Source organism: Streptomyces syringium, from assembly GCF_017876625.1.
Taxonomy (GTDB): Bacteria; Actinomycetota; Actinomycetes; order Streptomycetales; family Streptomycetaceae; genus Streptomyces; species Streptomyces syringius.
On the sequence record NZ_JAGIOH010000001.1, the window covers coordinates 6616993 to 6642182 of the forward strand.

The 25190-nt window shown below is 74.5% G+C and carries 18 protein-coding genes; 15 read left to right on the plus strand and 3 right to left on the minus strand.

Annotation, left to right across the window (positions count from 1 at the left end; genetic code table 11):
• The first annotated feature begins 64 nt into the window (after positions 1 to 64).
• The 13 genes from JO379_RS29060 (at position 65) to JO379_RS29120 (ending at position 16220) form a co-directional block, all read left to right on the plus strand.
• The gene (locus JO379_RS29060; protein WP_209517695.1) at positions 65 to 1321 is read left to right on the plus strand and encodes an ATP-grasp domain-containing protein; all 1257 of its coding nucleotides are present in this window, start codon (positions 65 to 67) and stop codon (positions 1319 to 1321) included.
• Positions 1318 to 2142, plus strand: coding sequence for a Rossmann-like domain-containing protein (locus tag JO379_RS29065; protein ID WP_307842178.1), 825 nt, complete (start codon positions 1318 to 1320; stop codon positions 2140 to 2142). Before JO379_RS29060 ends, JO379_RS29065 begins: the two co-directional genes overlap by 4 nt.
• On the plus strand, positions 2139 to 3224 hold the full coding sequence (locus JO379_RS29070; RefSeq protein ID WP_209517697.1) for a PLP-dependent cysteine synthase family protein: 1086 nt from the start codon (positions 2139 to 2141) through the stop codon (positions 3222 to 3224). Before JO379_RS29065 ends, JO379_RS29070 begins: the two co-directional genes overlap by 4 nt.
• Entirely contained in the window at positions 3221 to 4378 is a 1158-nt protein-coding gene (locus JO379_RS29075) for a dipeptide epimerase (protein ID WP_209517699.1), read from the plus strand. The genes JO379_RS29070 and JO379_RS29075 overlap by 4 nt, the downstream gene beginning before the upstream one ends.
• Positions 4362 to 5615: an MFS transporter gene (locus tag JO379_RS29080; protein ID WP_209517701.1), complete on the plus strand. Its 1254-nt coding sequence runs from the start codon at positions 4362 to 4364 to the stop codon at positions 5613 to 5615. The genes JO379_RS29075 and JO379_RS29080 overlap by 17 nt, the downstream gene beginning before the upstream one ends.
• The gene (locus JO379_RS29085; protein WP_130881219.1) at positions 5612 to 6397 is read left to right on the plus strand and encodes a class I SAM-dependent methyltransferase; all 786 of its coding nucleotides are present in this window, start codon (positions 5612 to 5614) and stop codon (positions 6395 to 6397) included. Before JO379_RS29080 ends, JO379_RS29085 begins: the two co-directional genes overlap by 4 nt.
• A 79-nt stretch (positions 6398 to 6476) precedes the next feature.
• On the plus strand, positions 6477 to 8051 hold the full coding sequence (locus JO379_RS29090; protein WP_130881218.1) for an ABC transporter substrate-binding protein: 1575 nt from the start codon (positions 6477 to 6479) through the stop codon (positions 8049 to 8051).
• Positions 8048 to 9031 carry an ABC transporter permease gene (locus JO379_RS29095; RefSeq protein ID WP_209517703.1) on the plus strand — a complete coding sequence of 328 codons (984 nt, stop codon included), beginning with the start codon at positions 8048 to 8050 and terminating at the stop codon, positions 9029 to 9031. Before JO379_RS29090 ends, JO379_RS29095 begins: the two co-directional genes overlap by 4 nt.
• Positions 9028 to 9819: an ABC transporter permease gene (locus JO379_RS29100; protein ID WP_209517706.1), complete on the plus strand. Its 792-nt coding sequence runs from the start codon at positions 9028 to 9030 to the stop codon at positions 9817 to 9819. Before JO379_RS29095 ends, JO379_RS29100 begins: the two co-directional genes overlap by 4 nt.
• The gene (locus tag JO379_RS29105) at positions 9816 to 11381 is read left to right on the plus strand and encodes an ABC transporter ATP-binding protein (protein ID WP_209517708.1); all 1566 of its coding nucleotides are present in this window, start codon (positions 9816 to 9818) and stop codon (positions 11379 to 11381) included. Before JO379_RS29100 ends, JO379_RS29105 begins: the two co-directional genes overlap by 4 nt.
• A gap of 177 nt (positions 11382 to 11558) precedes the next feature.
• A complete protein-coding gene (locus JO379_RS29110; protein ID WP_209517710.1) occupies positions 11559 to 14030 on the plus strand; it encodes an excinuclease ABC subunit UvrA in 2472 nt (823 codons plus the stop codon).
• A gap of 103 nt (positions 14031 to 14133) precedes the next feature.
• Positions 14134 to 15318 carry an FAD-dependent monooxygenase gene (locus tag JO379_RS29115; RefSeq protein ID WP_130881213.1) on the plus strand — a complete coding sequence of 395 codons (1185 nt, stop codon included), beginning with the start codon at positions 14134 to 14136 and terminating at the stop codon, positions 15316 to 15318.
• Between the two features lie 35 nt (positions 15319 to 15353).
• Positions 15354 to 16220: an Fpg/Nei family DNA glycosylase gene (locus tag JO379_RS29120; protein ID WP_130881212.1), complete on the plus strand. Its 867-nt coding sequence runs from the start codon at positions 15354 to 15356 to the stop codon at positions 16218 to 16220.
• Between the two features lie 22 nt (positions 16221 to 16242).
• Here the strand turns inward: JO379_RS29120 and JO379_RS29125 are convergent, their stop codons facing one another.
• On the minus strand, positions 16243 to 17685 hold the full coding sequence (locus JO379_RS29125) for an amino acid permease (protein WP_130881211.1): 1443 nt from the start codon (positions 17683 to 17685) through the stop codon (positions 16243 to 16245).
• Positions 17686 to 17774: 89 nt separating this feature from the next.
• A complete protein-coding gene (locus JO379_RS29130) occupies positions 17775 to 20111 on the minus strand; it encodes a GH92 family glycosyl hydrolase (RefSeq protein WP_209517712.1) in 2337 nt (778 codons plus the stop codon).
• Between the two features lie 232 nt (positions 20112 to 20343).
• Between JO379_RS29130 and JO379_RS29135 the strand changes: the two genes are divergently transcribed.
• On the plus strand, positions 20344 to 21036 hold the full coding sequence (locus JO379_RS29135; RefSeq protein WP_209517714.1) for a (2Fe-2S)-binding protein: 693 nt from the start codon (positions 20344 to 20346) through the stop codon (positions 21034 to 21036).
• Here JO379_RS29135 and JO379_RS29140 read toward each other — a convergent pair.
• Positions 20982 to 21668 carry a PAS domain-containing protein gene (locus JO379_RS29140; RefSeq protein WP_130881208.1) on the minus strand — a complete coding sequence of 229 codons (687 nt, stop codon included), beginning with the start codon at positions 21666 to 21668 and terminating at the stop codon, positions 20982 to 20984. The genes JO379_RS29135 and JO379_RS29140 overlap by 55 nt on opposite strands.
• A 140-nt stretch (positions 21669 to 21808) precedes the next feature.
• Between JO379_RS29140 and JO379_RS29145 the strand changes: the two genes are divergently transcribed.
• Positions 21809 to 25102, plus strand: a complete 3294-nt coding sequence (locus tag JO379_RS29145) for a bifunctional cytochrome P450/NADPH--P450 reductase (RefSeq protein WP_209517717.1) — start codon at positions 21809 to 21811, stop codon at positions 25100 to 25102.
• Positions 25103 to 25190: the final 88 nt, after the last annotated feature.

Consider the following 25190-nt stretch of genomic DNA (forward strand, 5'->3'; position numbering starts at 1 on the left):
CCGGGCCCCGAGGGCTCTCCTCGGCATGCCCCGCCCCCGGACAGCGCCACCCAAAGGGAGAGTTGTGGGACATCTGCTGATGGTCGAGAGCTGGGTCGGATCGATGAGCAGACTTCTGCCACGGGCGATCCGCGAAGGCGGCCACGAGTTCACCTTCCTCACCCGCGACCTCCACCACTACCTGCGGGCCGCCCCCGAGGGCACGGCCCACCCGCTGCTCGCCGCCCGCAACGTCGTCACCGCCGACACCAACGACGTCCAGGCGCTGCTCCCGTACGTCGAGCGGCTGCACTCCGCGCTGCGCTTCGACGGCGTCATCACCTCCTGCGACTACTACCTCCCCACCGCGGCCCGCATCGCCGCCCACCTCGGCCTGCCCGGCCCGGCCGAGCGGGCCGTCGCCGCCGCCTGCCGCAAGGACGCCACCCGCCGCGCCCTCGCCGACGCCGGTCTGCCCGGCCCGCGCTTCGCGCTCTGCCCGGACTGGGCGGCCGCCGCCGAGGCCGCCCGCGACCTCGGCTACCCCCTCGTCCTCAAGCCCGTGGACCTGTGCGCCGGGATGTACGTTCGCAAGGTCGCCGACGAGAGCGAGCTGGCCGGGGCCTACCGCGCCCTCGCCGACTTCCCCGTCAACGCCCGCGGCCAGCGACGCGAGGCCGTCGTCCTGCTCGAGGAACTGCTCGAAGGCCCCGAAGTCAGCGTCGAGACCGTCTCCTTCGCCGGGACGACGCACGTCGTCGGCATCACCGACAAGAGCGTGAGCGGCGCACCCGCGTTCATCGAGACGGGCCACATGTTCCCCGCCGGCCTCCCCGAGGAGTCCGCCCGGGCCGCTGCCGACACCGCGCTGCGCGCCCTCGACGCCCTCGGGCTCGACGGCCTCGTCGCCCACACCGAGATCAAGTTCACCACTGACGGCCCCCGCGTCGTCGAGGTCAACCCCCGCCCGGCCGGCAACCGCATCACCGAACTCGTCCGCCACGTCACCGGCATCGACCTCACCGCCGCCTGCGTGGACGTCGCCCTCGGTCGTGCGCCCGACCTGACCGTCCACGACACCGGGCTGCGCAGCGCCGCCATCGGCTTCCTCGTCCCCGACGCCCCCGGCACGCTGGAGGGCATCGACGGCGCCGACGGCCTCGACGACGCACCCGGCGTGCTGGAAACGCACCTAGCCCGCCCCGGCACCACCGTGAAGGCGAGCGGCAGCAACAACGACTACCTCGGCCACGTCATGGCCGCCGACCCCGACGGGCCCGGCGCGCGCGATCACGTCGAGCGGCTGCTGGCCGGCCTCTGTCCCCGGATGGTGCAGCCGTGACCGTGACCGGCATCCCGCTCGCCACCTCCCTCCCCGACCTCGAACAGCGCGTACGGGCCGGAGAGTTCGGCCCGCCGCCCGAGGACGCGCGGATCAGTGTGGCCTTCACCACCAGCCAGGCGGTCCGCCACGACGGGCGCAGCGGCGGCTACCGCAACGAGGTGCTGAGCCTGCGCCTCGGCGAAGCCGTCGGCTCCTGCGCGGTCGAACCGGGCACGCTGCCCGCCGCCGCCATCGAGGAATGCGTCGGCGCGAGCATCGCCACCCTCCTCGCCCACCCCGTCCAGGCCGTCCGGGTGGCCGCCCTCGACGCCTACCTCATGCACGTCGCCCCGCACACCCCCGCCCACGGCGCGAGCCCCTGGCCGCTGCCCGCCGGCAGCTCGCTGCACAAGTCACGGGCCCGGGCCCGCGGCGTCGTCGACCTGCTGGGCGCCGCCCCCGGCCGGGTCCTCGTGGTCGGCGTCGTCAACTCCCTGCTGGAGGCCCTGCGGGCGCGGGGCGTGGCCTACGTGCCCTGCGACCTCAAGGGCGGCACCACCGAATGGGGCGAGCCCGTCCGCACCGACGCGCTCGCCGAACTCCCCGGCTGCGACGCCGTGCTCGCCTCCGGCATGACCCTCGGCAACGGCACCTTCGAGGCGCTGCGCGAGCACGCCGCCCGGCACGGCACACCGCTCGTGATGTTCGCGCAGACCGGCAGCGCCGTCCTGCCGCGACTGCTCGGCGCGGGCGTCCGCGCGGTGTGCGCCGAGCCCTACCCCTTCTTCTGGCTCGACGGCGGACCCGGCGTGATCCACCGCTACGGAGGCATCCGATGACCCCCGCGCTGCTGGCCGCACCACCGGCCAACCGTGACCTCCTCGCCCTGCTCGGCCGCACCCCGCTCGCCCGCGTCACCGCCGAACTCCCCTTCCCCCACCCCGGGTTCTGGGCCAAGCTCGAAGGCCTCGGCGCCGGGGGCATGAAGGCCCGCGCCGCGGTGTCCATGCTCATGGGAGCCCGGGAGCGCGGCGAGCTCCTCCCCGGCGCACCCGTCGTCGAGTCCACCTCCGGAACGCTCGGCATCGGCCTCGCCTTCGCCGGACAGGCCCTCGGCCACCCCGTCGTCCTCATCGGCGACACCGAGCTGGAACCCTCGATGCGGCAACTGCTGCGCGCCTACGGCGCCCGCCTCGAACTCGTCGACCGGCCCGCCCCCGAGGGCGGCTGGCAGGCCGCCCGGCTGGCCCGGCTGCGCGAGGTCCTCGCGGCGCACCCCGGCGCGTACTGGCCCGACCAGTACAACAACCCCGACAACGTCGCCGGCTACGCCTCGCTCGCCGCCGAGCTGGCCGGGGCGCTCGACCACCTCGACATCCTCGTCTGCAGCGTCGGCACCGGCGGACACAGCGCCGGCGTCGCCGCACCGCTGCGCCGCCACTGGCCGGCGCTGCGGCTCATCGGTGTCGACGCCACCGGCTCGACCATCTTCGGCCAGCCCGCCCGGACCCGCCTCATGCGCGGCCTCGGCAGCAGCATCCACCCGCGCAACGTCGCCTACGACGCCTTCGACGAGGTGCACTGGGTCGGCCCGGCCGAGGCCGCCGGCGCCTGCCGCCGGCTGGCCCGCGCCAACTTCGTCAGCGGCGGCTGGAGCACCGGCGCCGTCGCGCTCGTCGCGGCCTGGGCCGCCCGCGTCCACCCCGGCGCGGTCGTCGCCACGGTCTTCCCCGACGGCCCGCACCGCTACCTCGGCACGCTGTACGACGACGACTTCACCACCGCCCACGGCCTCGACCTCGCCGCCGCCGTCACCCGCCCCGTGGAGATCCCGCACCCCCGCGCGGCGGAGGCCACCGGCTGGGCGCGGTGCCGGACGGTGACCGACCCGGCACCCACCCCCTGCGGAGGCACCCCGTGAAGAGCACCCTGCACACCACGCGCCTGACGCTCGCCGAGCCGCTGCGCATCTCCCGGTCCGTCATGGACGCCCGGGACGCCGTGTGGCTGTCCGTCGAGCACGCCGGGGCACGCGGCCACGGCGAGGCCGTGGCCAGCGTCTACTACGGGCTGGACGCCGACACCCTCGGGCGGCTGCTGCGCGAGGCGGCGGTGGAACTCGGACGCTTCGCCGAGCCGGAGAGCGCCCTGGCGGCGGCCCGGGACGGCGCACTGCTGCCCCACGACACCCCGCCCGCCGTGCGCGCCGCCGTCGACTCGGCCCTGCTCGACCTCGTCGGCAAGCGCGCGGGCACCCCCGTCCACCAACTCCTCGGCGCCCAGGCCCCGCCCGCCGCCGCGACCGCCCGCACCATCGGGATCACCTCGCCGGTACAAGCCGCCCTGCGGGCCCGCTGCCTGGCGGACAGCGGCTTCACCGTCATCAAGATCAAGGGCGGCTCACCGGACCCCGCCGACGACCTCGCGCGGGTCCGGGCCGTACGCGAGGGAGCCCCCCACGCCCGGCTGCTCCTCGACCCCAACGGCGCCTGGACCATCTCCGAAGCGCGGCGCCTGCTGCCGCGCTTCGCCGAACTCGGCGTCGAGGCCGTGGAGCAACCCACCGCCCCCGGCGACCCCGAGGCCCTCGCCCGCCTCGCGCGGACCTCACCGCTGCCCCTCATCGCCGACGAGGACGCCGTCGGCCTCGACGACGCCCGCCGCCTCGCCGGCCGCGTGCACGGCGTCAACGTCAAGCTCGCCAAATGCGGCGGCCCCCACGCCGCGCTGCGCATCGCCGAGGCACTGGCGGGCAGCGGCACCGACCTCATGCTCGGCTGCCTGACGGCGAGTTCGCTCGGCATCGCCCCCGCCGTGCACCTCGCGGACCGGGCCCGCTGGATCGACCTCGACGGCCATCTGCTGCTCGCCCACGACCCCTGGCAGGGCATCGGCGGCACCGACGGCACCGTCCGGGCGGCCGACCGCGCCGGCCTCGGCGTGCGCCGGGCCGAGTCCGCCCCGGCCCCCGAGCCCGCCGCCACGACCGGCACCGGCACGACCACCACGGGCACGCCCGCCCCCGGCATACCCGGCCCCTCCAAGGAGACCCCGCACCGTGCGCACGTGGCATGAGATACGCGGCTTCCCGCTCGCGATCCGCCTTCTGCTCGTCAACCAGCTCGGTGTCAACACCGGCTTCTATCTGCTCATCCCCTACCTCGCCACCCACCTCGGCCAGGACCTCGGCATGTCCGCGGCCGTCGTCGGCATCGTCCTCGGCGTCCGCAACCTCAGCCAGCAGGGTCTGTTCATCGTCGGCGGCTCGGCCGCCGACCGGCTCGGGGCACGCGGCGTCATCATCGCCGGATGCGCGCTGCGCACCGTCGGCTTCGCCCTCTTCGCCCTCGGCGACGGACTGGCCGTCCTGCTCGCCGCGTCCGTCCTCAGCGGACTCGCGGGGGCCCTGTTCAACCCGGCCGTACGGGCCTACCTCGCGCAGGAGGCGGGGGAGCGCAAGGCGGAGGCCTTCGCGCTGTTCAACGTCTTCGCGACGACCGGCGCCCTCGTCGGCCCGCTGCTCGGCAGCGCCCTGCTGCTCGTCGACTTCCGCGCCTCCGCGCTGACGGCCGCCGGCATCTTCGCCCTGCTGACCCTCGCCCAGGCGCTCGTCCTGCCCGCCCGCGAGGTCACCCCCACCGGCGGCAGTGTGCTCGCCGACTGGCGGGAAGCCCTGACCAACCGTGCCTTCCTGGCGTTCTCGCTGGCCATGGTCGGCATGTTCACCATGGAGAACCAGCTCTACCTCCTGCTGCCCGACGGCGCCCGCCGGGCCACCGGCTGGGACGGCGCGGCCGGGATCGTCTTCCTCGTCGGCACCCTCGCCAACCTGGGCCTGCAACTGCGCGTCACCCGCGCGCTGAAGGAACGGGGCAGCCGGACGAAGTGGATCGCCGCCGGGCTCGCCCTCATGGGACTCGCCTTCCTGCCGCCCATGGCGGTGGCGGGCGCCGCGGAACCCGGCGGCGCGGCCCGGGCGGCCCTCGGACTGCTGCCGGTGCTGGGCGGGGCCCTGCTGCTGTACCTCGGGGTGATGGTGGCCCAGCCGTTCGTGATGGAACTGATCCCCGCGTTCGGCCGCCCCGAGCTGACCGGCACCTACTTCGGGATCTTCTACGTCGTCTCCGGCATCGCCGCGGCCGTCGGCAACACCGTCGTCGGCTGGGCGATGGACGCGGGCGGGCGCGGCGGGGCCGCATGGCTGCCGTGGGCCTGCTGCCTCGCCCTCGGACTCGCGTCGGCGGGCGGTGTCGCCTGGCTGCACCGGCTACGCGTCCTGCCGCAGCAGCAGCCCGTGGGAGTCACCCGATGACCGACGCCAACCTCCTCACCGACCACCCCGCGCTGTACGAGGCCAGATTCCCCGACCCCGGCCATCTGGCCGCCCGCTGGGCCGACCACTGCCTGCGCTCCCACACCGCCGGGCCCCGCGTCCTGGACCTCGGCTGCGGCACGGGCCGCGACGCGGCGTGGCTGCACCGGGCCGGGCACGAGGTCACCGGGGCCGACCTGTCCGACGCGATGCTCGCCCACGCCCGCGCCCACCACCCGGGCCCGGAGTACGTCCGCGCCGACCTGCGCGGCTTCGACCTCGGCGCGACGGCGTTCGACGCCGTGGTCTGCCTGGACAGCGCCCTGCTGTACTGCCACACCAACGACGACCTCGACGGCCTGCTGGCCTCCTGCCGCCGGGCCCTCGCGCCGGGCGGGCTGCTCGTCGCGGAAATGCGCAACGGCGCCTTCTTCCTGGGCAGTACGGAGCTGCTGGAGGCGCCGGCGACCGGTTCGTTCACCTGGCAGGGGACGACCTACCGCCACGTCACGAGGCTGCGGGTCGACCGCGCCGCGCAACTGCTGTGCCGGCGCCGCGTCTGGACGACCGACGACGGGTCACCACCGGTGGAGCAACGATCCGCCTGGCGGCTGCTGTTCCCCCAGGAACTGCGGTACGCGCTGGCCGCGCACGGCTTCACGGTGCTGGAGCTGCACGACGGGCCCGGGCCGCGGACGGAGCCGGCGTGGCGGGCCGGTGGCCCCGGGCCGACGGGCAGTGCGGACGGCGACCGTCTGCACGTGGTCGCCCGGCGGACCTGACCGGGGGCTCCGCCCCCGGACCCCCGGTCCTCAATCGCCGGACGGGCTGGCTTTCACCTCACTTACACAAGGAGCACCCATGCACAACCACCCCGGCCTCGACCGCCGCGGCTTCCTCGCCGCGACCGGCGGCACCGCCGCCGCCCTCACCCTCGCCGGCTGCGGCAGCGGACCCGCCCTCAAGTCCGGGCAGGACAAGGGCGGCAAGCCGAAGCGCGGTGGCCGCCTGAGAGCCGCCTTCGCCGGTGGCGGCGCCGCCGAGACGCTCGATCCGCACCTCAGCAATCTGTTCGCCGACGCGGCCCGCGCCAAGGCACTGTTCGACAAGCTCGCCGACTACGGCTCCGACATGTCCCCCCGGCCGCGCCTCGCCACCCGCTGGGAGCCGAACGCCGGGCTGGACCGCTGGACGGTCACCCTGCGCGAGGCGGTCTTCCACGACGGCAAGCCCGTCACCGCCGAGGACGTGCTCTACAGCTACCGCCGCATCGCCGACCCCAAGAAGGCCTACCGCGCCAAGGCGTCCCTGGAGCCCATCGACCTCGCCGAGAGCCGCGCGGCGGGCCCCCGCACCGTCGAGTTCCGGCTGAAGCGGCCGACGGCCGAATTCCCCAACGTGCTGGCCGCTTTCGGCGCGTACATCGTCCCCAAGGGCACCGAGCGGTTCGACAAGCCCGTCGGCTCGGGCCCGTTCCGCTTCGTGTCCTTCGCACCCGGCCGCTCCGCGGTCTTCCGCCGCAACGACGCCTACTGGGAGGGCGCGCCCCACCTGGACGAGATCGAGTTCGTCGTCGCGGGCGAGGAGTCCGCGCGGGTGAACGCCCTGCTCGGCGGCCAGGTCGAGTACGCGCACGAGCTGAACCCCACCACCGCCCGCGCCCACGAGGGCACCTCGGGCGGCAACGGACAGATCGAGATCGTACGGCTGCGCAACAGCGCCATGCAGGGCTTCGCGATGAAGACCGACCGGGCACCGTTCGACGACCCGCGGGTGCGGGAGGCGTTCTTCCTCATCGCCGACCGGGAGGAGCTCGTCAAGGGCGCGCTGTCCGGGGCCGGGGAGACCGGCAACGACCTCTTCGGCAAGGGCTACGCCCACTACGCGGCCGGGCTGCCGCAGCGCACCCAGGACCTCGACCGCGCCCGTCACCTGCTCAAGCAGGCCGGCGCCGAGGACCTGCGGGTCACCCTCGACACCTCGCCGGTCGCCGCCGGTTTCGTCGAGGCCGCCGGGATCTTCCGCGACCAGGCCAAGAAGGCGGGCGTCACGATCGAGGTCAAGACGGGCAACAAGGACAGCTACTGGAAGGACATCCTCGACTCCGGCACCCTGGCCAGCTACCGCTCCGGGGCCATGCCCATCGAGTCGCACATCTCCCAGCGGCTGCTCACCGACTCCACCACCAACGCCACGCACTGGCGCCACAAGGACTTCGACGCCCTCTACCAGCGCCTCCAGTCGACGAAGGGCACCTCCGAGCGCCACGCCCTCTACGAGCGGATGCAGCGCAGGCTGCACGCCGAGGGCGGATTCCTGGTGTGGGGGTTCGCCGACTGGATCGTCGGCACCGGCCGCCGGGTGCGGGGCGTCGCGAGCGACGCGCCCGCCAACACCCTCGACTGGGCCCGCTTCGACACCGTGTGGCTGGCATGACCGCTGCCCTGCCCGGGCCCGTGAAACCGTCCCTGTGGCGCTCCTGGGCGGCCCGGCGGCTGCTGCTCGGCCTGGCGCAGACCGCGGCCGTCGTGCTGCTCGTCTTCGCGCTCACCGAGGCACTGCCGGGCGACGCGGCCGTGGCACTGGCGGGCGACGACCCCGACCCGGCCCGGATCGCCGCGATCCGTGAGGCGCTGCACCTGGACCGTCCCGCGCACGAACGCCTCGCGGACTGGGCCGTCGGCCTGCTCCACGGAGACCTCGGGGTCTCGCTCGCCTCCGGACGCCCCGTCACCGCCGCCCTCGCCGACGGCTTCGCTCCCACGCTGCTGCTGGCCGCGCTCACCGTGGTCCTGCTGGTGCCCCTCGGCGTCGGCCTCGGTGTGCTGGGCGCCCGGCGCGAGGGCGGTCCCGTGGACCGGGCCGTCAGCTCCCTGACCCTCGCGGTGTACGCGGTGCCCGAATTCGCCTTCGGGGTGCTGCTGGTGACCGTCTTCGCGCTGCGCCTGGGCTGGCTGCCGCCGACCGCCGTCGGATACGGCACCGACCTGCTCGCCCACCCGGCGGTGCTGGTCCTGCCCGTCCTGGTGCTACTGGCCCGCCCGGTGTGCTCCCTCAGCCGGCTCGTACGGGCCGGCATGATCGACGCGCTGGCCGCGCCGTACACCGCCCAGGCCCGCCGGTACGGGATCTCCGGCGCCCGCGTCCGCTACGCCCATGCCCTGCCCAACGCCGTCGCCCCCGCCGCCCAGCAACTCGCCCGGACCGTCGACTGGCTGCTCAGCGGTGTCATCGTCGTCGAGGCGCTGTTCGTCGTCCCCGGCCTCGGCACGGTCCTCATGGACGCGGTCGCGGCCCGGGACGTCCCCGTGGTGCAGGGCCTCGCGGTGGTCTTCGGACTGGTCGCCGTCGTGCTCAACCTGGCGGCCGACCTGGTCGCGCGCCGCTTCGCCCCCCGGGCGGGGGTGGCGGCATGAGGCCCCACCGCTTTCTGGCCGGCGCGGTGATCGTCGGCGTCCCGCTGCTCCTCGCCCTGCTGGGTCCCTGGTTCGCGGGCGGGGCGGGCCCGCGCGGCACGTCCTTCACCCTCGGCGGCGGGCACTGGCTCGGCACGGACTTCGTGGGCCGGGACGTGTGGCGGCAGGTGCTGCTCGGCGGCCGGTCCGTCGTCCTCGTGTCGCTCGCGGCGACGGCCCTGGCGTACGCGGTGGCCCTGCCGGTGGGGCTCACGGCCGCGCTCACCCACCGGCCGTGGCTGGAGGAGGCCCTGATGCGCCCCCTGGACGTGCTGCTGGCCGTGCCGTCCCTGCTCCTGGTGCTGCTGGTGGCGACGGCCCTGGAACCGGGGACCGCCGGGCTCGCGCTGCTCGTGGGACTCGTCACCGTGCCGGACGCGGCACGGATCGTCCGGGCGCAGGCCGCCGAGGCCGCGTCCCGCCCGGCCGTCGAGGCCCTGCGCATGCAGGGCGAGAGCCGGTGGCGGATGGCCGCCGGGTACGTCGGGCGCTCGATGGCCCGCACGCTCGCCGCCGACGCGGGCGTCCGGCTGACGGGCGCGCTGTACCTGGTCGCCACGGCCGCGTTCCTGGGGGTGGGGGTCGAAGCGGACACCGCCGACTGGGCGGTGATGGTCGACCGCAACCGCACCGGGCTGTTCGTGGCGCCGTGGGCGGTGGTGGTCCCCGCACTGCTGATCGTGGCCCTGTCCGTCGGGACGAACCTGCTGTTCGACGCAGGGCTGGCGAAGAAGAGAGGACGGTCATGAGCGAAGCGGCGAGCGGACCCGGGCCCGTGGCGGAGATCCGGGGGCTCCGGGTGGAGATCGACGGCCGCGCCGTCGTCGACGGCGTGGACCTGACGGCCCGGCCCGGCCGGGTCACGGCGCTCGTCGGGGCGTCCGGCAGCGGAAAGACCACGACGGGCCTCGCACTGCTCGGCGAGTACCCGGCGGGCGCGCGGGTCACGGGCGGTGTCCGGGTCGCGGAGGGGCTCGTGGGGTACGTGCCCCAGCACCCGGCGTCCGTCCTCAACCCGGCCCGGCGCGTCGGCGCCCTCCTGCGCGACATCGCCCGCGACCGGGTCCGCTCCCTGCCCCGCCGGGCGCGCGGCGCGGCGGCGCGCGAGCGCGTGCTCGCGGCCCTCGCCTCGGCACAGCTCCCCGACGGCCGGTCGGTCCTCACGCGCTACCCGCACCAGCTCTCGGGCGGCCAGCAGCAGCGCGTGGTGCTGGCCCAGGCCCTTCTGCTGGGCGCCCGCGTGGTGGTCGCCGACGAACCGACCACGGGCCAGGACGCCCTCACCAAGCGCCGGATCGTCGCCGAGCTGGCCGCGGTCGCCCGGCAGGGCATCGCGGTCGTGCTGCTCAGCCACGATCTGCCCGTGGTGCGCGAGCTGGCCGACGAGGTGCTGGTGATGAAGGACGGGCGGGTGATCGAGTCGGGGGCGGTCGAGGACGTGTGGGCCGCGCCCCGGCATCCGTGGACGCGTGAACTCCTCCACGGGGAGGAGCAGGCGGCACAGGCGCCTCCGGACGGTGCCGATGCCGCGCCGCCCGTGCTGCCGCCCGTGCCGGCGGGAACTCCGCTGCTCGCCGCCGAAGGCATCACCGCGCGCCACCGCGGCACCGGTGATCTGCTCCGCGGTGCCTCGCTGACGGTCCGCGCGGGCGAGTGCCTGGCCGTCGTGGGACGGTCCGGCAGCGGCAAGACCACTCTGGCCCGGTGCCTCGCCGGGCTCCACTCCACCTACGACGGGGTCGTGCGTCTCGACGGCACCCCCCTGCCCCGCAGCCTGCGGCGCCGGAGCCGGTCCCAACTGGCGGCGGTGCAGTACGTCTTCCAGGACGCGCGGGCCGCCTTCGACGAATTCCGGCCCGTGCTGGAACAGGTGGCCCGCACGGCCGTGCGGCTGCGCGGCGTCGGGCCGCGCGCGGCCGAGGAGGAGGCCCGTACGGTCCTCGCCGGGGTGGGGCTGGGCGAGGAACACGCCCGGCGGCGGCCCGGCCGGCTGTCCGGGGGCGAACTCCAGCGCGCCGCCCTCGCCCGCGCGCTGCTCGCCCGCCCCCGGGTGCTGATCTGCGACGAGATCACCTCCGGTCTCGACACGGTCACCCGCCGCGGCATCCTCCGGCTGCTGACCGACCTGACCCAGGAGGCCGACGGCCCGGCGCTCGTCCTCGTCACCCACGACCTGGACACAGCGGCCCTCGCGACCCGCATCGCGGTCCTGGACGACGGCGAGATCGTCGAACAGGGCGAGGCCGCGCGGGTACTGGCGGCTCCCGGCCACGCGTTCACGCGTGCGCTGACGGAAGCGGCTGGTTTGTAGCTCGTCGTGTGCACCTCCGCTGCGCGGCGGTGTCCTCAATCGCCGGACGGGCTGCATTCGCAGCCCGTCCGGCGATTGAGGACGCGCCCGCAGGGCGCCCGCCGCCGCGAACGGAACAGGCAGCCTATAGTCGAAGATCTGCCGGCCAGGCCCACGCGAACCGCGGAGATGACCCCGATGAACGACCCGGCCCTCCCCGACGACCCGTCGGCGGGGTACGTACGTGTCCGGGGTGCCCGGGTGCACAATCTGCGGGGTGTCGACGTGGACATCCCCCGGGACGCCCTCGTCGTCTTCACCGGGGTCTCCGGATCGGGCAAGAGCTCGCTCGCCTTCGGGACCGTCTACGCCGAGGCCCAGCGGCGGTACTTCGAATCCGTCGCCCCCTACGCGCGGCGGCTGATCCACCAGGTCGGCGCGCCGAAGGTCGAGGAGATCACCGGGCTGCCGCCCGCCGTCGCGCTCGAGCAGCGCAGGTCGGCGCCGACGTCGCGGTCCTCCGTCGGGACGGTGACCACGCTGTCCAACTCGCTGCGGATGCTGTTCTCCCGGGCCGGTACGTACCCCGAAGGGGCCGCGCGGCTCGACTCCGACGCCTTCTCGCCCAACACGGCCGCCGGGGCGTGCCCCGAGTGCCACGGGCTCGGGCGGGTGCACCGGGTGACGGAGGAGTCGCTGGTGCCGGATCCGTCGCTGTCGATCCGGGACGGGGCGATCGCCGCCTGGCCGGGTGCGTGGCAGGGCAAGAACCTCCGCGACATCCTGGCCGCGCTCGGCCACGACGTCGACCGGCCGTGGCACGAGCTGCCGCGCGCCGACCGCGAGTGGATCCTGTTCACCGACGAGCAGCCGGTCGTCACCGTGCACCCCGTACGGGACGCGGAGCGGATCCAACGCCCCTACCAGGGCACGTACATGAGCGCCAAGCGCTACGTCCTGCACACCTTCGCGGACTCCAAGAGCGCCGCGCTGCGGGCGCGCGCCGAGCGGCACCTGGTGAGCGGGCCGTGCCCGGCGTGCGGCGGGCGGCGGCTTCGGCCCGAGGCGCTGGCCGTCACCTTCGCCGGACGGGACATCGCCGCGCTGGCGGCGCTGCCCCTGTCGGGGCTCGCGGAGGTGCTGCGACCGGCCGCCACGGACGACGGCGACCGCGACGGTGTCGCCGCGACGCTCGCCAAGGACCTCGTCGCCCGCATCGAGGTGCTGACCGAACTCGGCCTCGGCTACCTCGGCATGGACCGGCCCACCCCCACCCTCTCCGCCGGTGAGCTCCAGCGGCTCCGGCTCGCCACCCAGCTGCGCTCCGGGCTGTTCGGCGTCGTGTACGTCCTGGACGAGCCGTCGGCGGGGCTGCACCCCGCCGACAGCGCCGCCCTGCTGACCGTCCTGGACCGGCTCAAGGCCGCGGGCAATTCGCTGTTCGTCGTCGAGCACCACATGGACGTCGTGCGCCGCGCGGACTGGATCGTCGACGTCGGTCCGCAGGCCGGGGAACACGGCGGGCGGGTGCTGCACAGCGGGCCGGTCGCGGGGCTCGCGGAGGTGGCGGAATCGGCGACCCGGCGGTTCGTCTTCCCGGACGCGCCGCCGCCGGCCCCTCGCGCGGCCCGCACCCCCTCCGGCTCGCTGCGGCTGCGCGGCGTCACCCGGCACAACCTCCGCGACCTCGACGCCGAGTTCCCCCTCGGGGTCTTCACCGCCGTCACCGGTGTGTCCGGGTCGGGCAAGTCGACGCTGGTCAGCCAGGTGCTCGCGGAAGTCGTCGGCGCGCACACCGGCACCGAGGAGAAGGACGGTGAGACCGGTGAGCCCAGGGAGCACGGCCCCGCCGCCGCGGCCGCCGAGGGACTCGCGGCGATCGACCGCCTGGTCCGGGTCGACCAGCGGCCCATCGGCCGCACCCCGCGCTCCAACCTCGCCACCTACACGGGCCTGTTCGACGCCGTCCGCAAGGTCTTCGCGGCGACGGACGAGGCCCGCGCCCGCGGATACACCGTCGGCCGCTTCTCCTTCAACGTCGTCGCCGGGCGCTGCGAGGTCTGCCAGGGCGAGGGCTTCGTCGCCGTCGAACTCCTCTTCCTGCCCGGTACGTACGCGCCCTGCACCGCCTGCCGGGGCGCGCGCTACAACCCCGAGACGCTGGAGATCACCTACCGGGGCGCGACCATCGCCGACGTCCTCGACATGACCGTCGAAGCGGCCGCCGGCTTCCTCGCCGACGTGCCGGCCGCGCTGCGCGGCCTGCGGACGCTCCAGGACGTCGGCCTCGGCTATCTGCGCCTGGGCCAGCCCGCCACCGAGCTGTCCGGCGGGGAGGCGCAGCGCATCAAGCTCGCCACCGAACTCCAGCGCACCCACCGCGGACACACCCTCTACCTCCTGGACGAGCCCACCACCGGACTGCACCCCGCCGACACCGAACTGCTGCTGCGGCAGCTGCACGGACTGGTCGACGCCGGCAACACGGTGGTGGTCGTCGAGCACGACATGGCCGTGGCCGCGGGCGCCGACCACGTCATCGACCTCGGGCCCGGCGGCGGGGCCGAGGGCGGCCGGATCGTCGCCGCCGGAACCCCACGGGACGTGGCGGGCGCCGCCGGCAGCGTCACCGCGCCCTACCTCGCCGAAGCGCTGCGGGGAGGCGGCTGAGCGGCCCCGGACCCGGTGGCACGCACTCTGGAGCACCGCACCCCGGCCCGCTACGCTTTTGGTCAAGCGTTCGACCGCACGCGAGGCGTCGGAACGGAGCACCATGGCGCACGCTCTGATCATCGGCGGGGGCATCGCCGGACCCGTGGCCGCGATGGCCCTGCGGAAAGCCGGCTTCGACGCGACCGTCCACGAGGCGTATCCCACCGGCGCCGACCATCTCGGGTCGTTCCTCATCCTGTTCGCCAACGGACTGGCCGCGCTGCGCAGCATCGGCGCCGACGCTCCCGTGCGCGCGCACTCCTTCCCCGCCGAGACGGCCGAGTTCCTCTCCGACACCGGCGTGCCGCTCGGCGCCCGGCCCCTCGCAGGCACGGCGGAGCCGGCCCTGAGCCCCCGCACCCTCCAGCGCGCCGCCCTCTACCGCGCCCTGCGCGACGAGGCCGTCCGCCGCGGCATCCGCGTCGAGTACGGCAAACGCCTCGTCGACGCCACGACCACCCCGGGCGGCCGGGTCGTGGCGTTCTTCGCGGACGGCACCCGCGCCGAGGGCGATCTGCTCATCGGCGCCGACGGCATCCACTCCCGCACCCGCACCCTCCTCGACCCCGCCGCGCCGCCGCCGCGCCACACCGGCCAGCTCACCGTCTGCGGCCGCACCCGGGACACCGCCGACCCCGCCCCGCCGCACACCTACCGCATGATCTACGGACGGCAGGGGTTCTTCGGCTGCACCACCGCACCGGACGGCACGACGTACTGGTTCGCGAACATCCCCGGCGCCGAGCTGCCCGCCGACGGCCTCGCCGCCGGCCCGGACCACTGGCGCCGCCGCGTCGTCGAGACCTTCGCCGCCGACCGCACGCCCGCCGCCGCCATCGCCGCGGCCACCGGCGACGCCATCGTCGGCATGAACGCCTACGACATCCCCACCACCCCCGTCTGGCACGGCCGGAGTGCCGTCCTCATAGGGGACGCCGTCCACGCCACCGCGCCCAACGCCGCGCAGGGCGCCTCCCTGGCCATCGAGGACGCCGTCGTCCTCGCCCGCTGCCTGCGCGACCTCCCCGACGCGCGGCGGGCCTTCGCCGCCTACGAGCGGCTGCGCCGCGAGCGCGTCGAGCGGGCCGTCGCGCTCAGTGCCGAGATGGCGGGCCGGCTGTCGCCCACCTTCGAGGAGCGGCGGGCGCGTGACGCCGAGGTGGCCCGCCAGGTCGCGGAGAAAAGGGACGGCAGCGCCGACTGGCTCACCGGCTACCGCGTCGACTGGGCGGTGCCCGTGCGCTGACTTGCCGCCCCGGCCCGCTGCGGCAGACTGGAAGCATGCCGGAGCTGCCCGAGGTCGAAGCGCTGGCCGGCTTCCTCACCGAGCACCTCGTCGGCCGGACGGTCGAGCGGGTGCTGCCGCTGACGGTCAGCGTGCTGAAGACGTACGACCCGCCGCTGACCGATGTCGAGGGCCGCACGGTCGTCGGGGTGCGCCGGCACGGCAAGTTCCTCGATCTGGTCACCGACGGCCCCCACCTCGTCCTCCACCTCGCCCGCGCGGGCTGGCTGCGCTGGCGGGACCCGCTGCCGGACGCCCCGCCCCGGCCCGGCAAGGGGCCGCTGGCCCTCCGGGTGCGCCTCGCGGGGCCCGGCGGGGACGGCTTCGACCTCACCGAGGCCGGCACCCAGAAGCGGCTCGCCGTGTACTGCGTCCGCGACGTCTCGGAGGTGCCGGGCATCGCCCGGCTCGGCCCCGACCCGCTGGCACCGGAGTTCACCCTGGAGGTGTTCGCGGGGCTGCTGCGCGAGGAGCGCCGGCAGCTCAAGGGCGTCCTGCGGGACCAGAGCGTGATCGCCGGCATCGGCAACGCCTACTCCGACGAGATCCTGCACGCCGCGCGCATGTCCCCCTTCAAACTCGCCGCGAGCCTCACGGAGGAGGAGACCTCGGCGCTCTACGCGGCCCTCGGCGCCACCCTGCGCGACGCGCTGGAGCGCTCGCGCGGGCACGCCGCCGGGGAGCTGAAGGCGGAGAAGAAGAGCGGGCTGCGGGTGCACGGCAGGACCGGGCAGCCGTGCCCGGTCTGCGGTGACACGATCCGGGAGGTGTCCTATCGTGACTCCTCCCTCCAGTACTGCCCCACCTGCCAGACGGGCGGGAAGCCTCTCGCGGACCGGAGGCTTTCCCGCCTGCTGAAATAGGGCTCCGCGGGAAGAGGGCGCGTCAGTCCCGGCGGCCGGCCGCCCGCTCCGCCTTGGCCAGCTCCGAATTGCGGTAGGAGTACGCGAAGTACACCACCAGCCCGACGGCGAACCACATCGCGAACCGCACCCAGGTCTGCCAGGCCAGATAGGTGATCAGCCAGATCGACGCGGCGACCCCGACCGCCGGGACGAAGGGCACCCACGGGCAGCGGAAGCTGCGCGGCAGGTCCGGCCGCTTGTAGCGCAGCACGATGACGGCGGTGCACACCACCGCGAAGGCCAGCAGAATGCCGATGTTGGTGAGCTCCGCCGCCTCGCCGATCGGTACGAAGCCCGCGATCGCCGCCGACGCGACACCGACGATCCAGGTCACCCGCGTCGGCACGTGCCGGGTCGGATGTGTCTTCGCGAACCACTTCGGCAGCAGCCCGTCACGGCTCATCGCGTACCACACGCGGGTCACCCCGAGCATGAAGGTGAACATCACCGTCAGGATGCCGATGATCGCGCCGACCGCGATGACGTCCGCGATGCCGGTCAGCCCCACCGACTTGAACGCGGTGGAGAAGCCGCTCTCCTTGTCGATCTCGTTGAAGGGCTGCATGCCGGTGAGCACCAGGCACGCCAGGACGTAGAGGACCATCGACACCGCGAGCGAGTACATGATCGCCTTCGGCATGTGCCGCTGCGCGTCCTTCGACTCCTCGGCCGCCGTGGACATCGCGTCGTACCCGAACACCGCGAAGAAGACCGTGGCGGCTCCTGTGAACGCGCCGCTGATGCCGAAGGGGAAGAACGGCGTGTAGTTGTCGGACTTGACGTGGAAGAAGCCCACCACGACGACCAGCAGCACCACCAGGATCTTCAGCCCCACGACCACGGTCTCGAAGCGGGCCGCGTTCTTGATGCCCATGGTCAGCAGATAGGCGATCAGCAGGCACAGCACCGCCGCGAACAGGTCCACCCGGTGCCCGTCCCCGGTGCCCGGGGCGCCCAGCATCCACGCGGGCAGCTCCGCGTTCATCTCCCCGAGCAGGAAGTTGATGTATCCGGAGATGCCGATCGCCACAACCGCGACGATCGCCGTGTACTCCAGCAGCAGGTCCCAGCCGATGAACCAGCCGCCGATCTCGCCCAGCACCACGTAGCCGTAGGTGTAGGCGGACCCGGCGCGCGGGATCAGGCCCGCGAACTCCGCGTAGGAGAACGCGGCGGCCGCGCTCGCCACGCCCGCGATCAGGAAGGAGATGAGCACGGCCGGGCCCGCCGTGCCGTTCGCGACGGTGCCCGCCAGGCTGAAGATGCCGGCGCCGATGATGCCGCCCACGCCGATCGCCGTGAGCTGCCACAGGCCCAGCGTCCGGGTCAGCTGTTGGGAGGGCCCACCGCCCTCGGCCGTCTCCGCCTCCTCGATGTGCTCGATCGGTTTGCGGCGCAGTACGCCTTGCCGGAGCCCGGCCATCTCGTGTCCTCTCGTCGACGCTGACGGCCGGTCATCATGGCCGAGCGGGGGCGGCGAAGGAAGGTGCCGCCCCGCGCCCGGCCGAGGGTTCATCCGATGGCGGGCGCCGCGGAGCTGCGCGCCGTGCCCCAGCGGGAGGGGCTGGGCCCCACCCGGAAGTCCAGCCGCCGGCCCTGGCGGAGCTCCGCGGTCGACAGATACGTACGGTCGAGCTGCTTGCCGTCCAGGTGCGCGGACCGGATGTACCGGTCGGTGCCCGAGGTGCCCGGCGCGGTGACCGCGAAGCCGCCCCTCGGGTACCAGCGCCGGTCCAGCCGCAGGTCCACGCGGTCGAAGACCGGGGTGCTCAGCCCCCAGACGTCACCGCCCGGCTGCACCGGGTACACCCCGATGGCGGAGAGCACCATCCACGACGACATCGTGCCGAGGTCGTCGTTGCCCGTCATCCCGGTCGGCGTATCGGTGAAGAGCGTCAGCGCGGCGTGCACCACGTCCGTCGTCTTCCACGGCTTGCCGGTGGAGAGATAGGTGTACGGGGCGATGAGGTCCGGCTCGTTCTGCGGGTTGTACTTGTCGGCGTTGTAGTAGGCGTAGGGGCCGTTGACCCACACCTCGCGCGCGGTCCGTGCCGGGTCGGCGAGCAGCTTGTCGTACGCGAAGAACGCGTCCAGCCGCTTGTCCGCCGCCTCCTTGCCGCCGATCAGCTCCACCATGCCCGGCACGTCGTGCGGCACGAGCCACTGGTACTGCCAGGCCGTGCCCTCGTGGAAGCCGGGGCTCTTCGCCGGGTCGGCGGCCCCGGTGAACGCGCCGCTCGCGTCCCGGGGGCGGAAGAAGCCGGTGGCCTTGTCGTGCAGCTTCCGGTAGTTCAGGGACCGGGCCGCGTACCGCTCGGCGTCCTCCCGGTGGCCGAGGCCCCGGGCCATCTTCGCGAGCACGGCGTCGGAGAGCGCGTACTCCAAGGTGGCCGACGCGGCCTGCCGGTAGTCGGAGTCGCCGGGCTTGCGCTCGGGCGCGTCGGGCCGGAAGGGGACGAAACCGTCCCGGAGGTACTCGGCGTTGCCCTCCCGGCCCACCTGCATGGACTCCGCCGGCGGCACCCCGTCGGCGTTCTTGCGCAGCGCCCGGTAGACCTCCTCCTCGTGGCCCCTCAGCAGCCCGTGCTGATAGGCGTTGGTGAGGTAGGGCGTCACGGGGTCACCGGTCATGATGTTCGTCTCGACCGTGGCGTACCCCCATTTGGGCAGCCAGCCGCTCTCGGTGTCGATCCGCAGCACCGACAGCGCCATGTCCCGCGCCTCGCCCGGCGCGAGCAGCGCCAGCAGCTGCGCCTGGGTGCGGTAGGTGTCCCACAGGGACCAGTTCTGGTAGTAGGTGAAGCCCTCGGCGCGGTGCGTGCGCTGGTCCCAGCCCACGTAGCGGCCGTCGGCGTCGCTGCCGATGTTGGGGGTGAGGAAGGAGCGGTAGAGCGAGGAGTAGAAGGCGCGCCGCAGCGCCTTCCCGCCGCCCACGGCCCGTACCGAACCCAGCCGCTTCTCCCAGGCGGAGCGCGCGGCCTCGGCCGTACGGTCGAAGCCGCCCGGCTGCGCCCGGAGGTTGCCCGCCGCGCCCGCCGCGTCGACGTAGCTGATGGCGGTGGTGGCCTCGACGGTCCGGTCGGCGGTGGTGTCGAAGCGGACCCAGGCGCCGTTGCGGCCGGTGGAGGTGGAGTGCTTGGACCGGTCGGTGACCGTCCCGCCGTTCCAGGTGCCGTAGGCGGTGAAGGGGCGGTCGAAACGGGTGAGGGTGTGGAGGGTGTACGGGCGGGTGTCCCGGCAGAAGCCCCGGCCGGTGATGGTGGTGCGGACGGTACGGGAGTCCAGGATCTCGACGGTGGTGGAGACCGTCTTGTGGATCGACTGTCCGGCGTTCAGCAGGACATTGGCCTTGTCCGTCGCGGGGAAGGTGTAGCGCTGGTGACCGGTGCGGACACCCGCCGTCAGCTCGGCGGTGATGCCGGTCCCCAGAGCGACCCGGTAGTAGCCGGGGTGCGCCTTCTCGTCCGCGTGGTCGAATTTCGCGGCGTAGCGCCCGTAGTCGGTCTCCGTCACCTCACCCGTGGTGGGCAGGACCGGCAGATCGCCGCCGAGGTTGCAGCCGACCCCGGACAGGTGCACGGAGCTGAAGCCGCGGATGTGGTCGTCCTTGTAGTCGTAGCCGAAGTTGCGCCTGGTGTCGGGGGAGAGCTGCACCATGCCGAACGGCACCGAGGCGCCGGGGAAGGTGTTGCCCGCGTTCTGCGTGCCGATGAACGGGTTCACCAGATCGGTGAGGGGCTCGGCCCTGGGGGCCGCCGGTGCGGATACGAGTGCGGTACCGCCCAGCATCGCCGCGAGGGCGAGCGCGACCGTCAGGATGCGCGGCCGCGGGCGTTCGGTCCATCTCATCGTCCACGTCCCTCACATGTTCCGATGACATCGTTGTCAGGTCGAGGCTCCTGTGGGGCGGGAAGCCTGTCAAGGATGCGTCGCATGGTGGGCGTGGTGTCCGGCCACCTCCTCGTGCGGCCCGCAGCGGCGGTTGACCACCTGTCACCCCGCCGTCGGCCTCCCGGCCGCCTTCTGATACCTATGGGCGCCCCGGCCGCCGCACGACCGACTGAGGAAGGCGCACCCGCCCATGCACCTCGGCGACCTCGCCGCCGTAGGGCCGTTCTTCGCCCTGCGTACCGACGCCGGCCCCGCCGGCCCGCCCGGAGACGGCTATCTGCCCCTCGCCGAACCGGCGGTACGGGCCCGGGTGGCGACCGTCGCCGAGCGGCTCGGCACGACGGACCGCCGGGTGGCCGCGTCCATCGCCTTCCAGGGCATCGCCGGACGGCTGCTCTCGATCGCCCTCGGCTCCGCCGTGCTCACCGGAGGCGTCCCCGACCTCACGGGCCCGACGCTGTGGTGGCACCCCGCCCGGACCGCCCCCGACGACCTCTGGCTGCCCCGCCCGGCCGCCCTGCCACCCGGCACGGACCCGGCGCCGCTGATCGCCACGAGCGTCCTGCACGACCGGCTGACCGCCCTGCACCACCTCACCCGCGCGGTTGTCCCGGTCTCCGGGCGGCTGCTGTGGGGCAACGCGGCCTCCTCCCTCGCCGGCTCCCTGCGCGTCCTGCACACCTGGTGTCTGGAACAGGGCCGGCCCGAGGACGCGGCGCGGGCCGTCACCGTCACCCGGGCCCTCTTCGAGGACCCGCTGCTGCGCGGCACCGGCACGCTCACCACCCGCGGCGGGCCGTCCTTCCGGCGCCGCAGCTGCTGTCTGTACTACCGGGTGCCCTCCGGCGGCATGTGCGGCGACTGCGTGCTGCGCACCCGCTGACCGGCAGGCACAGGCGGCCACCGCCCGGGGGAGAGCACACCGAGTACGTACGCCTTGGCCACCAGCGCCGTACGGTTGCTCACCCGCCAGCGCCGGGTGAGCCGGGCCAGGTGGTAATTGACCCCGTCCACGGTCAGCCCGACCGCCTTGCCCACGGCGGCCGTCGTGGCCCCCGACGCCGCCAGCGCGAGGATCCGGGCCTCCACCTCGCTCACCTCCGCCTCCGGCGGCGCCACGGGCGGCGGCGGTCCGGCCGCCCGCACCCGCAGCACCACCAGCAGCATCGGGTACGTCGGGGACGGCTCGCCGACCGGGTCCACCAGCAGCTCGCCCTCGCGCTCGGCGCCGTCCGCGTCCACCGGTGGCCAGCACACCTCGACGCGGTAGCGGGAGCGGTGGCCCAGCCGCAGCGCCTCACCGAGCCGGTCGAGCTGGGCGGTGGCGCGGGGGCGGAAGAGGTCCAGCACATTGCGGCCCCGCAGCCGCCCGGGGACCGCGCCCCACTCGGCGGCCATGGCCGGGTTGGCGACGGTGATCTCCCCGTCCGCCCGGCAGACGGCGATCGGTGTCGGGATCCGGTCGAGCAGCAGCAGGAAGTGGTTGCGCCAGGCGATGTACTCGTCGCTGCTCATGCCCGCGGGCCTCCCGCTCGTACCGTGCTCCTGCGAGGCCCCTGACGTGCTCGCGCGCAAGAGCGGCACGCCGCGGACCACTGCACAATCATGCAGTCGCCGCCGACGGCACCCCCCGCCGGGGCGGTCAGCCTGGACGCATGACCCACGCGACCCTCGCGCAGCCCGCGCACGCCCTGCCCGCCGCACGTGTCGAGCCGTCAGGCACAGCGGTACCAGGCACAGAGCCGTCAGGCACCGGCGACGGTGCCGTTCCCGTGGTGGACATCTCCGCCGTCGGTGCCGGTGCCACCCCCGTCCAGCAGGCGATGCGGCTGGCCCGCCGGCACGGCCCGGTCTTCCGGCGCAGGCTCAACGGCCTCGACACCCTCTTCGTCAGCTCGCTCGACCTGGTCACCGAGCTCGCCGACGAGGAACGCTTCAGCAAATACGTCGGCCCGGCCCTGGAGAACGTCCGCGAGTTCGCCGCCGACGGACTGTTCACCGCGTACAACGACGAGCCCAACTGGGGCAAGGCCCACGACATCCTGATGCCCGCCTTCGCCCTCGGGTCGATGCGCGCCTACCACCCGGCCATGCTGCGGGTCGCCCGCCGCCTCATCTCCTCCTGGGACGCCCGGCTCGGCCGGGGCACGCCCGTCGACGTCCCCGAGGACATGACCCGGATGACGCTCGACACCATCGGCCTCGCCGGGTTCGGCTACGACTTCGAGTCGTTCGCCCGCGAGGAGCCGCACCCCTTCGTCGGCGCCATGGTGCGCTGCCTGGACTGGAGCATGAACGCCCTCGGGCGCGCACCCGGCGGCGACCACAGCGCCGAGGACGAGGCGTTCCGGTCGGACGCCGCCTTCCTCGCCACGGTCGTCGACGACGTCATCAGTGCCCGTACGGCCGCCGGGGACGACCGCACCGACGACCTCCTCGGCCTCATGCTCGGCGCCCCGCACCCGGTGGACGGCACCACCCTCGACCTCGCCAACATCCGCAACCAGGTCATCACCTTCCTCATCGCCGGCCACGAGACCACCTCCGGGGCGCTGTCCTTCGCGCTCCACCACCTCCTGAAGGACCCCGTCGCGCTGCGGCTCGCCCAGCGGGAGACGGACGAACTGTGGGGCGATACCGAGGACCCGGAGCCGACGTTCGAGGACGTCGGGCGGCTGCGCTGGACCCGGCAGGTGCTCAGCGAGGCGCTGCGACTGTGGCCCACCGCCGCCGCCTTCAGCCGCCAGGCCCGCGAGGACACCTTCCTCGGCGGCCGCTACCCGCTGCGCGCGGGGCAGGGCGTCACCGTCCTCACGCCGCTGCTCCACCGGGACGCCGTCTGGGGCGACAACCCCGAGCTGTTCGACCCCACCCGCTTCGCCCCCGAGGCGGAGGCGGCCCGCTCCCCGCACGCGTACAAGCCCTTCGGTACGGGCGAACGCGCTTGCATCGGGCGGCAGTTCGCCCTGCACGAGGCCACCATGCTGCTCGGGCTGCTGGTGCACCGCTACCGCTTCATCGACCACACCGGCTACCGGCTGCGGATCAAGGAGACACTGACCCTCAAGCCGGACGGCTTCACCCTCACCCTCGCCCGCCGCACCCCCGCCGACCGGGCCGGGGTCCGCGCCGCCCTGCCCGGCCGCGCCGCCCCCGCCGTGCGCACGGACCCCGGTGACGGCGACGAACGGCCCACCCGCGCCCGCCAGGGCACCGGACTGCTCGTCCTGCACGGCAGCAACTACGGCACCTGCCGCGACTTCGCCCGCAACCTCGCCGACGAGGCCGCCGCCCTCGGCTTCGACGCCACCGTCGCCCCGCTCGACGCGCACGCCGGCGCCCTGCCCACCGACGCGCCCGTCGTCATCGTCGCCGCCTCCTACAACGGCCGGCCGACGGACGACGCGGCCGCCTTCACCCGGTGGGCCGAGGCGGCCGCACCGGGTGCCGCCACCGGAGTCACCTACGCCGTCCTCGGCGTCGGCGACCGCAACTGGGCCGCCACCTACCAGCGCGTGCCCACCCTCCTCGACGAGCGGCTCGCGGAGCTCGGCGCCACCCGGCTGCTGCCCCGCGCCGAGGCCGACGCCTCGGGCGATCTGACCGGCGCGATCGAGGACTTCGCCCACGCCCTGCGCCGGGCGCTCCTGGAACGGCACGGCGACCCGGCGTCGATCGGGACGGACGCCCCCGCCTCCGCCGCTGTTCAGCCCGCCTGTACCGTCACCGAGATCACCGGCGACCCGCTCACCGCACTCGCCGGCCGGCACGGCATGGTGCCCATGACGGTCACCGAGGCGTACCCCCTCACCGCACCCGCGCACCCGCGCGCCAAGCACTTCCTGAGGCTCGCCCTCCCCGACGGGGTGGAGTACCGCACGGCCGACCACCTCGCCGTGCTCCCCGCCAACGCCCCGCACCTCGTCGCCCGCGCCGCGGACCTCCTCGGCCTGGACCCGGACACCGTCCTCGCCGTGCGGCCGAACGGTCCGGGCCGGCCGGGCCCGGGCACCCTGGTCCTCGACCGGCCGCTGACCGTACGGGAGATCCTCACCCACCACGTCGAACTCCAGGACCGGCCCACGCCCCGGCAACTGGCCGCCCTCGCCGACCGCCACCCCTGCCCGCCCGAACAGGCCGCCCTGCGGGCCCTGTCCGCCGACGACCCGCGCACCCTCCTGGACCTGATCGAGGACCACCCCGCGCTGCGCGGCACGCTCGGCCCGGCGGCCGTGCCCGACCTGCTGCCGCCCATGCGGCCCCGGATGTACTCCATCTCCTCCTCGCCGGCCGCCACGGGGTCCGGCCATCTCGACCTCATGGTCTCCTTGCTGCGCGCCCCCGCCCGCTCCGGCCGGGGCGAGTACCGGGGAACGGGCTCGGGGTACCTCGCCGGCCTCCGGCCGGGCGACACCGTCCTCGCCCGCGTCCAGCCGTGCCGCGCGGACTTCCGTATCCCGCACGGGACGGGGACCCCCGTCGTCATGGTGGCCGCGGGCACGGGCCTCGCCCCCTTCCGGGGCGCGGTCGCCGACCGTCGCGCCCTCCTCGCGACCGGCGCCGAACTCGCCCCCGCGCTGCTGTACTTCGGCTGCGACGCACCGGAAGCGGACTTCCTGCACGCGGCCGAACTGCGCGCCGCCGAGGAGGCGGGCGCGGTCTGGCTGCGGCCCGCCTTCAGCGCCGGCCCCCGGCCCGGCGGCGCCGAGGGCATCCGCTACGTCCAGCACCGCATCGCCGCCGAGGGGGAGGAGGTCTGGGCGCTGCTGGAGGCCGGGGCGCGCGTGTACGTGTGCGGTGACGGCGCCCGGATGGCACCGGGCGTCCGCGCGGCCCTGCGTGAGCTGTACGCCCGCCGGACGGGCGCGGACACCACCGCCTGCGAAGCCTGGCTGCGCGAGCTGACCGCAGCGGGCCGCTATGTGGAGGACGTCTACGGGGCGAGCTGAGCGACCCCCGTTCCCGCCACTTGATCAACTCCCGTACCCTGCTCCTCGTTCGTAACAGAGATTCGTCACAGCGTCATGCGGCACGGCG